Source organism: Brevundimonas sp., from assembly GCF_032017145.1.
Taxonomy (GTDB): Bacteria; Pseudomonadota; Alphaproteobacteria; order Caulobacterales; family Caulobacteraceae; genus Brevundimonas.
In genome coordinates this window covers 1-7,384 of the sequence record NZ_DALZQC010000136.1, presented here as the reverse complement: position 1 = coordinate 7,384, position 7,384 = coordinate 1, and the positions used below count along the sequence as shown (strand labels likewise).

The 7,384-nt window shown below is 68.2% G+C and carries 10 protein-coding genes; 4 read left to right on the top strand and 6 right to left on the bottom strand.

Annotated elements, in window-relative coordinates; all coding sequences use genetic code 11:
- Positions 1-973: leucyl aminopeptidase family protein (locus RTU05_RS16190; protein ID WP_312599362.1), on the top strand; the 973-nt coding region annotated here is incomplete at its 5' end.
- Between the two features lie 208 nt (positions 974-1,181).
- Here the strand turns inward: RTU05_RS16190 and RTU05_RS16185 are convergent.
- Positions 1,182-1,655: a hypothetical protein gene (locus RTU05_RS16185; protein ID WP_312599361.1), complete on the bottom strand. Its 474-nt coding sequence runs from the start codon at positions 1,653-1,655 to the stop codon at positions 1,182-1,184.
- Positions 1,656-1,832: 177 nt separating this feature from the next.
- On the opposite strand from RTU05_RS16185, the gene RTU05_RS16180 reads away from it, so the two are divergent.
- Positions 1,833-2,618, top strand: coding sequence for an NlpC/P60 family protein (locus tag RTU05_RS16180; RefSeq protein WP_312599360.1), 786 nt, complete (start codon positions 1,833-1,835; stop codon positions 2,616-2,618).
- Here the strand turns inward: RTU05_RS16180 and mmcB are convergent.
- From mmcB to thpR, 4 genes are read right to left on the bottom strand one after another with little or no spacing between them, the layout of a single operon-like run.
- On the bottom strand, positions 2,615-3,058 hold the full coding sequence (gene mmcB / locus RTU05_RS16175; protein WP_312599359.1) for a DNA repair putative endonuclease MmcB: 444 nt from the start codon (positions 3,056-3,058) through the stop codon (positions 2,615-2,617). The genes RTU05_RS16180 and mmcB overlap by 4 nt on opposite strands.
- Positions 3,059-3,104: 46 nt before the next feature.
- The gene (locus RTU05_RS16170) at positions 3,105-3,629 is read right to left on the bottom strand and encodes a lipocalin family protein (protein ID WP_312599358.1); all 525 of its coding nucleotides are present in this window, start codon (positions 3,627-3,629) and stop codon (positions 3,105-3,107) included.
- Positions 3,630-3,683: 54 nt separating this feature from the next.
- Entirely contained in the window at positions 3,684-4,265 is a 582-nt protein-coding gene (locus RTU05_RS16165) for a GNAT family N-acetyltransferase (protein WP_312599357.1), read from the bottom strand.
- A complete protein-coding gene (gene thpR, locus RTU05_RS16160) occupies positions 4,262-4,801 on the bottom strand; it encodes an RNA 2',3'-cyclic phosphodiesterase (RefSeq protein ID WP_312599356.1) in 540 nt (179 codons plus the stop codon). The genes RTU05_RS16165 and thpR overlap by 4 nt, the downstream gene beginning before the upstream one ends.
- A 130-nt stretch (positions 4,802-4,931) precedes the next feature.
- On the opposite strand from thpR, the gene RTU05_RS16155 reads away from it, so the two are divergent.
- Together RTU05_RS16155 and RTU05_RS16150 are read left to right on the top strand one after the other, a co-directional pair.
- Entirely contained in the window at positions 4,932-5,681 is a 750-nt protein-coding gene (locus RTU05_RS16155) for a Bax inhibitor-1/YccA family protein (RefSeq protein WP_312599355.1), read from the top strand.
- A gap of 142 nt (positions 5,682-5,823) precedes the next feature.
- Complete coding sequence (locus tag RTU05_RS16150) at positions 5,824-6,606, top strand: hypothetical protein (protein WP_312599354.1); 783 nt, start codon at positions 5,824-5,826, stop codon at positions 6,604-6,606.
- Position 6,607: 1 nt separating this feature from the next.
- Here RTU05_RS16150 and RTU05_RS16145 read toward each other — a convergent pair whose 3' ends face one another.
- The gene (locus RTU05_RS16145; RefSeq protein ID WP_312599353.1) at positions 6,608-6,943 is read right to left on the bottom strand and encodes a DUF2794 domain-containing protein; all 336 of its coding nucleotides are present in this window, start codon (positions 6,941-6,943) and stop codon (positions 6,608-6,610) included.
- Positions 6,944-7,384: the final 441 nt, after the last annotated feature.

Genomic DNA, 7,384 nt, shown 5'->3' with positions numbered 1-7,384 from the left:
CGCCGCCGCCTGCGCCCTGGCGCGCGAGATGGTCGATACCCCCACCGCCGACATGGGACCGCTGCAGATCGAGACCATCGCGCGCGAGATCGCCGAGAGCGCCGGGGCGACCATCGCGGTGACCGAGGGCGACGCCCTGCTGGACGACAACTATCCGGCCATTCACGCCGTCGGCCGCGCCGCCGCCCCGCACCGCGCGCCGCGCCTGATCGAGATCGGCTGGAAGCTCGACCGGGCCGACCTGCCGCTGGTGGCCCTGGTCGGCAAGGGGGTGGTGTTCGACACCGGCGGGCTGGACCTGAAACCGGCCGCCGGAATGCGCAACATGAAGAAGGACATGGGCGGCTCGGCCCACGCCCTGGCGCTGGGGCGTCTGGTCATGCAGGCGGACCTGCCGGTGCGTCTGGTGGTGATCGTGGCGGCGGTGGAGAATGCGGTGTCCGGCGACGCCTTCCGCCCCGGCGATATCCTGAACAGCCGAAAGGGTCTGACCATAGAGGTCGGCAATACGGACGCCGAGGGCCGGCTGATCCTGGCCGACGCCCTGACGCGGGCGGGCGAGCACGAACCGGACCTGACGCTGGACTTCGCCACCCTGACCGGGGCGGCGCGGATCGCCCTGGGGCCGGAGCTTCCGCCGCTCTATACCGACGACGAGACGCTGGCCGGTCAGTTGCTGGCGGCGTCGGCCGCGGTGGGCGATCCGCTGTGGCGGATGCCCCTGTGGGCCGGCTATCGCGCGGCGCTGGACGCGGAGATCGCGGACCTCAGGAACGACCCCGCCGGTTGGGCCCAGGCCGGATCGGTCACGGCGGCCCTGTTCCTGCAGAAGTTCGCCCCGACGACCGGCGCGTGGGCGCACATGGACATCTTCGCCTGGAACCCGCGCGCCCGCCCCGGCTGGCCCGAAGGCGGCGAGGCCCAGACTTTGCGCGCCTGCTACGCCATGCTGAAAGCGCGTTATTCGGGGTAGGGCCGAATACCTTTTCATCGTCATTCCGGGGCGTCCGTAGGACGAACCCGGACCCGAAGGGCGGCGCGTAGCAGCCAACCCAAGAGGCTCGCAATCCGCCGCCGACTACGTCTAGCAACGGCGTCGAAGCCCTGGGTTCCGGGTTCTTCGCTTCGCTCGGCCCCGGAATGACGATCTAAGATTTCGACCGGCTAAATGTCGATTGGTCCTAGGCGAAGACCAGACCCGGTTCGGCCTCGTCCGATCCGGGGCGTGGCGGACGCGGGCGTCGTGGCTTGCGGGGGCGTCGGACTTGGCGTGCGCCCAGACGCTCAATCCTTTGCAGGGTTCTTCGTCGCAGGGCGGTGGCGACATGGGTCAGGCCGCGCCAACCGGCCAAGGCTTTCAGGCTGATGGCCAACACCATCAGGTCGAACAGGACCGTGACGTCGAACATCAACACCCAGCCGATCATGTCGGGCGCCGCCATCGCCGCCAGCTTCAATCCCTCGGCCTCGAACACAAAGGTCGCGACAACTATCACTGTGGCGACCAGCAAAAGGCTGATGACCTGGCCGTGCGCCACCCGCCCCAGCATACGCGCGGGCGCCTGGACCAGGGCGCGACGCAGCGCCTCACCTGCCGCGCTGGGGTCAAAGGCGGTCAGCCCGAACAGGATCGACAACAAGAGAAACACCAGCACGATACGCTCCACCCGCATTCGCAATGCTTTCCGACGTGGGCACTTGCGGCGACGCTTCAAGATGGGCGGGCAGCCGAAGAACGCAGTTCTGTTGATTTCCTTCGAAAAAGCGACGCGCGTTAACGGCCCCTAAGCCATCGGGGGATAAGGCTGTGGGCTCAATCACGCGAGTTCACGTTGACCGACGTCCTCGATCTTGTTCCGCCCGGCGACCGCCTCGCCCGCCCCGACCTCGCCGAACAGGCGTTGGAGGGTCTGGTGCGCGCCGGGGCCTATCGCGCGACCGAGGCGATGCATTGCCGCGTGGCGGTGGCGGACGTGCTGTCGGACGCGGAGGCGCGGATCGACCAACTGCTGCACGGCGAAATCTTCGACGTTCTGGATCGGTCGAACGGCCGGGCCTGGGGTCGGGCGCGGCGCGATGGCGTGGTCGGCTGGGTGGTGGCCGACAGTCTGTCGGCCGGCGCGCCCCTGGCGACCCATCGGGTGGCGGCCGTGGACGCCGCCCTGCCCCTGAACGCCCTGGTGGTCGAGGGGCGCGAGGGACTGGATGCAGGCGATCTCAGCCCCGTCGGCGTCTTCGAGACCGATCTGGTCGCGGTGGCCGAGCGCCTGCTGGGCCGACCGCACGCCCTGGGCGCGCGATCCTCGATCTCCACCGACTGTTCGGGCCTGGTGCAGCAGGCGCTGCTGGCCTGCGGTCTGGCCGGCCCGCGCCGGTCGGACGCCCAGGCGAAGCTCGGACGGGCGGTCGCCGCCGGCGAGGCCCGGCGCAACGACATCATCGTCTGGCGCGCGCCTGAAGGCGATCACGACTGGACCGGCCATTCGGCCCTGATGCTGGACGGCGAGCGGATCATCCACGCCACGGGCGGCAAGGGGGTGGTCGTCGAACCCCTGGCCGAGGTCGAGGCGCGCCTGATCGCCGAAGGGTTCGAACCCGCGCTTTTCCGCCGCCTTTAGTCCCGCATCGTCCGCATGGCGCCCAGCCGGGCGAAGGCCAGGGTCAGCGCCTTGCGGCGGGCGGGCGCCAAGCCGATCACCGGCGCGTCTCGCACGACCGCCCCGCCGAAACCGTCTGCGACGATCAGGCCCGGTTCGTCGGGGAGAATGGCTTGCGGAAACTCGGGCGCGACGGCGAAGAAGAAGGCGTCGCAGAACGGTCCGTACTCGTGCCATTTGCGGTCGACCCGATAGTCCTCGACGCCCGACTTGACCTCGCAGATCACGATGTCGCCCTTGCGCCCGATCCCCATGACGTCGGCTCGCCGGCCGTTGGGCAGGCAGACCTCCAGCAGCGGCGCATAGCCCATGTCCATCAGCAGCCGCGCGGCGCCCCGGGTCACCGACAGGGTCGTCTCCGGGCGGCTGAAGACCAGTTCGAGATGGACGGCGGCGGACATGCCGACAGCTTATGTTCCGGCTACGTTCCCATCGCAAGCGTCGCCTTTACAGGCCGGTGTGGACCAGCCGCCCGGTCGGAAAGCCCATGACGCGGACGCGGGCCAGGATGCGGTCGCGATCAGCCTGGGAGGCGTTCTGATTGCGGTGCCAGATCCACCAGTTCGACTTGTCCGGCAGGCCCATGATGGCCCAGCTGTAGTCCGGCGCGTGGTCGTAGACCCAGTAGTTCTGGCCCCCCAGGCCGCCGAAACTGAGCAGGCCAGTCAGGCTGAACCGGAACTTGGCGTTGGTGGCGGTGTCCGTGACGCGGGCGTTGGCGCGCAGCACCTCCACCTTGCCGTCGTTGCGACGGGTGCAGGTCACGGCGATGGCGTAGCGGTCGGCGGCGCCCTGCGGGGTGAAGTCGATCTGGGCGCGGCTGCAGTCCTTCTGGACGGTGTTGTGATTGCGCTCGATCTCGAACCAGCGGCCGTCGAACCGATCCAGATCCACGCCGGACGCCTGGGCGAAGGCTGTCGCGGGCAGGAAGGCGAGGGCGGCGGAGGCGGCGGTCAGGCGGGTGCGAAACACGGGCGTATCCTCGTTCGGTATGAAGGGAATACGGATCGCAGCCGTGATCGGTTGTCAGCGCGCCAAGGCGTGTCGGTTGATCGCCCATTCCGCGCGGGTCTGGCCCCACAGGTCCACGACCTCGTCCTGCAGCGGCTCGGGCAGGACGCCGGGGCCGCGATTGCGCGATCCCAGGCGCGCGGCGACCGCCGCCGAGGCCGCGTTGTCGGGCGCGACGCAATGGATCACGTCCTCCCAGCCCAGCACGTCGAAGGCGTAGTCCAGAGTCGCGGCGGCGGCCTCGACCGCATAACCCTGGCCCATGGCGTCGCGGTGCAGGCTCCAGCCCACCTCGCGGCCAGGCCAGCTATAGGGGTGCAGCGGGCCGATCCGCCCGATCCATCGGCCGGTCGATTTCTCCAGGATGGAGAACATCCCTTCGCCGGTCAGGGCCCACATGCCGGCGACGGTGCAGATCAGACGCCAGACCTGGGGCGCGGCCTGGACCCCGCCGATGAAGCGGGTGGTTTCGGCGTCGGCCATGAAGTCGACCCAGCGCGGAAAGTCCTCGACCGCCGGCGGACGCAGGATCAGACGCTCGGTCTCCAGCGTCGGACCCAGGATCACATGCGGCGGAACGGCGTAGGCGTGGCTCACAACAGATACTCCCGTTCCAGGTCGTAATGGCTGCCGGCCTCGGTCAGAACGCTGGAATACAGGCCGAAGCGATCAATGCAGATCGGCGGCGAATGCAGCAGATTGTGCCCGGCCATCCAGGCGCCGATGCGGTCGGGATTGGTCTGGGGCTTCAGATAGGCCAGGGTGACGTGGGGGCGATAGTCGCGCGCCTCCATCGCCACGCCCGCGCGCTGGCCCGCCGCCTTGCAACGTCCGGCTAAAACCGACAGCCGTTCGTTGGGCGTCTCCACCCCGGCCCACAGGGTGTGGCTGCGGTGGTCGTCGCCAAAGTCGCCGACGCCCTTCAGCGCAATCTCGAACGGGGCGCCGACCACGCGCGCCAGTTCCGAGGCCAGGTCGTCGGCGCGCCGTTCGTCCATCTCTCCATAGAAGGCCAGGGTGACGTGCAGCGCCTCCAGCGGCCGCCACCGCGCGCCCGGCAGGCCCGACTGGCGGCGCTGCAGCGTGTCGGCGACATCGGGCGGCAGGGTCAGGGCGGCGAACAGACGAACCATGCGACGGAAGGTAGCGGCCGGAACACAAGCCTCCAAGCCCGGTTTTCCTTGCAGTGAAGGCCTCGGCTCACGATATTCGAGGCCAGTGACCGGAGAAGCCTCTCCGGCCAATCGGAGAAGGTTCGTCGCCATGAGCGATTTCAACAACGGCTACGCCCGTCCCATGCCGCAGACCGTCGACATGTCGGTCGACGCCGGCCTGCGCAGCTTCATGCTGGGCGTTTACAACAAGCTGGCTCTGGGTCTGGTGGTCGCTGGGGCCCTGGCCTATGTGACCGGCAATGTGCCGGCCGTTCAGCAGCTGCTGTTCGCCCAGACGGCGGACGGCCGGATCGGCCTGACGATGCTGGGCATGATCGTGCAGTTCTCGCCGCTGGTGATGCTGTTCGGCTCGATGTTCTTCATGAAGAACCCGACGGCCAAGGGCGTGAACATGCTCTACTGGGCCGTGGTCGCCACCATCGGCGCGGGCATGGGCATCCTGTTCCTGCGCTACACCGGCGGTTCGCTGGCCTCGACCTTCCTGGTGACGGCGGCGGCGTTCGGCGGCCTCAGCCTGGTGGGCTACACCACCAAGAAGGACCTGACCGGCATGGGCAGCTTCCTGATCATGGGCGTGATCGGCCTGATCGTCGCCTCGATCGTCAACATGTTCATGCAGTCCGGGACCTTCTATCTGATCATCTCGGGCTTGGGCGTGCTGATCTTCGCCGGCCTGATCGCCTATGACACCCAGCGTCTGAAGATGACCTACTACGCCCTGGGCGGCGACCAGAATGCGATGGGCGTGGCGACCGGCTTCGGCGCTCTGAGCCTGTTCATCAACTTCGTGAACCTGTTCCAATTCCTGCTGGCCTTCATGGGCGGCAACCGGAACTAAGGATCATCGAAAGACCAATGCGAAAGGGCCCCCTCGCGGGGCCCTTTCTTTTTGGCCAAGGGTTATGCAGCGTGAGGGTTGTGTGTCACTCTCCCAAAAGGTTCTGGAAGGAGTTTCCGTAATGGTCCGTCGCGCATTCGGATTGCTGCTCGCCATGTCGGCCTTGTGCGCCGCGCCGGCTCTGGCGCAGGACCGTCCCGCCCAGGTGGAGGCCTTCTCGATCGCCGAAACGGGGCGTCTGGGGACGGCCATATGGCGCCAGGACGTGGCGGCCGCCCGCGCGACCGACGCCCTTCTTGCGGCCTCGGGCGGTCAGTCGCCGCAGGGCGTTATCGGTTGGATCGTCACGCCGGAGGGTAGCGGTCAGCGCGTCAGATTCCTGTCGAGCGGACCTGCGGCGCCGCACGCCTTCAAGGACGTTGTGGTCGATTCCCAGCTCAAGGCCGGTGCTGTCATCGACGTCGCCGAACCTGGGCTCTCAGCGGATGACGTCGCGCAGTTCGCGGCGCGTAATACCGCCGCCCAGGCCATCGGTCCGCTGCGCTGCTCAGCGCGCTACAATGCGGTGATGCTGAAGGATCCCGAAGGGCCGGGATGGTTGGTGTGGTTGTTGGCGTCGACCACGCAGCCGAATGTCGTGCCGATGGGCGGCCATTACCGATTTCACATCAGCGCGGACGGCCAAACGGTCGAGAAGCGCGAGCAATTGTCAGGCGGCTGCCTCGACATGGACAGCAGTCAGGCTCAGCGGGGCGGGCAGACGGTCGGCCTTGTGACGAATGTCGTCGTCGCGTCTCAGCCGCTGGAGGTTCACGTCTTCCTGTCTCTGCTCAACCGGCTGCCGATCTACACCATGGCGGGTGACAAGCTGTGGGAGGTGCAGGGTGCGCGGATCCGTGACGTGACGCCAACCGCTCGACGTTGACCTAATCCACCACCTGGAACTTACGTCCATCGAACACCCGCAGCACCTGGGCCAGGTCGCGGCCGCGGCGCAGGATCTGGCCGCCTTCGCCGATGACGGCCCACTGGCCCTGGCGGGTCTGGAGGGCGGGGCGTTTCTCGATGCGGTAGGCGGGGGCGTCGCCGCTGCGGCGGAAGACGGCGAACTCGGCGAAGTCCCTGTGGCCGACCATGGCGTAGTCGCGCCATTCGCCCTGGGCGACCATCCGGCCATAGACCCGCAGGATCGGGTCCAGTTCGCGACGGTCGAAGAAGACAGGGCCGGCGGCGGGCGTCGCGTCGTGAGGGGTCATGCTCATGTCCTCAACTTAGGCCGCGCCGCAGGCGACGCCAGGGTCTGAGAGGCGCCGGCCGTATCGTCGCCGAGGAAAATCGACCCAGACACGAAATGGCCCCGTTTCGGTCCTTCGCCCGCCTGTATGGCCGACGAAATATCGATCATCGGCTCGTCGGAGTTCGGAAGCGTCCCGGATCCTGAACAGCCCCCCCCAGCCCCCCTGGATGTTTCCAGTTTACGGGCTCCGGCGGCCGATGCTTCCTCCAAGCGAGCGCCCGCCCTGCCTTTCCCCTCCCCCTCCCTGGCAAGGCGGGCGTTTCGCTGTCTGGAGCCCGCCGGAACGCCGGCCCCTACGGGTTCAGCGTCACGGTCTGGGTCTCTCCCCCTCGCGACACCGTCAAGGCCGCAGCGCCGCCTGCGGCCTGCAGAGCCGTCGCGGCCGCGCGGGCGTCGGCGACCGGGG

What these genes read in the sequence shown, in the direction of transcription:
- thpR (WP_312599356.1), bottom strand. Translation starts at nt 4,801, where the DNA reads ATGGTTCGTCTGTTCGCCGCCCTGACCCTGCCGCCCGATGTCGCCGAC.
- RTU05_RS16155 (WP_312599355.1), top strand. Translation starts at nt 4,932, where the DNA reads ATGAGCGATTTCAACAACGGCTACGCCCGTCCCATGCCGCAGACCGTC.
- mmcB (WP_312599359.1), bottom strand. Translation starts at nt 3,058, where the DNA reads ATGTCCGCCGCCGTCCATCTCGAACTGGTCTTCAGCCGCCCGGAGACG.
- RTU05_RS16145 (WP_312599353.1), bottom strand. Translation starts at nt 6,943, where the DNA reads ATGAGCATGACCCCTCACGACGCGACGCCCGCCGCCGGCCCTGTCTTC.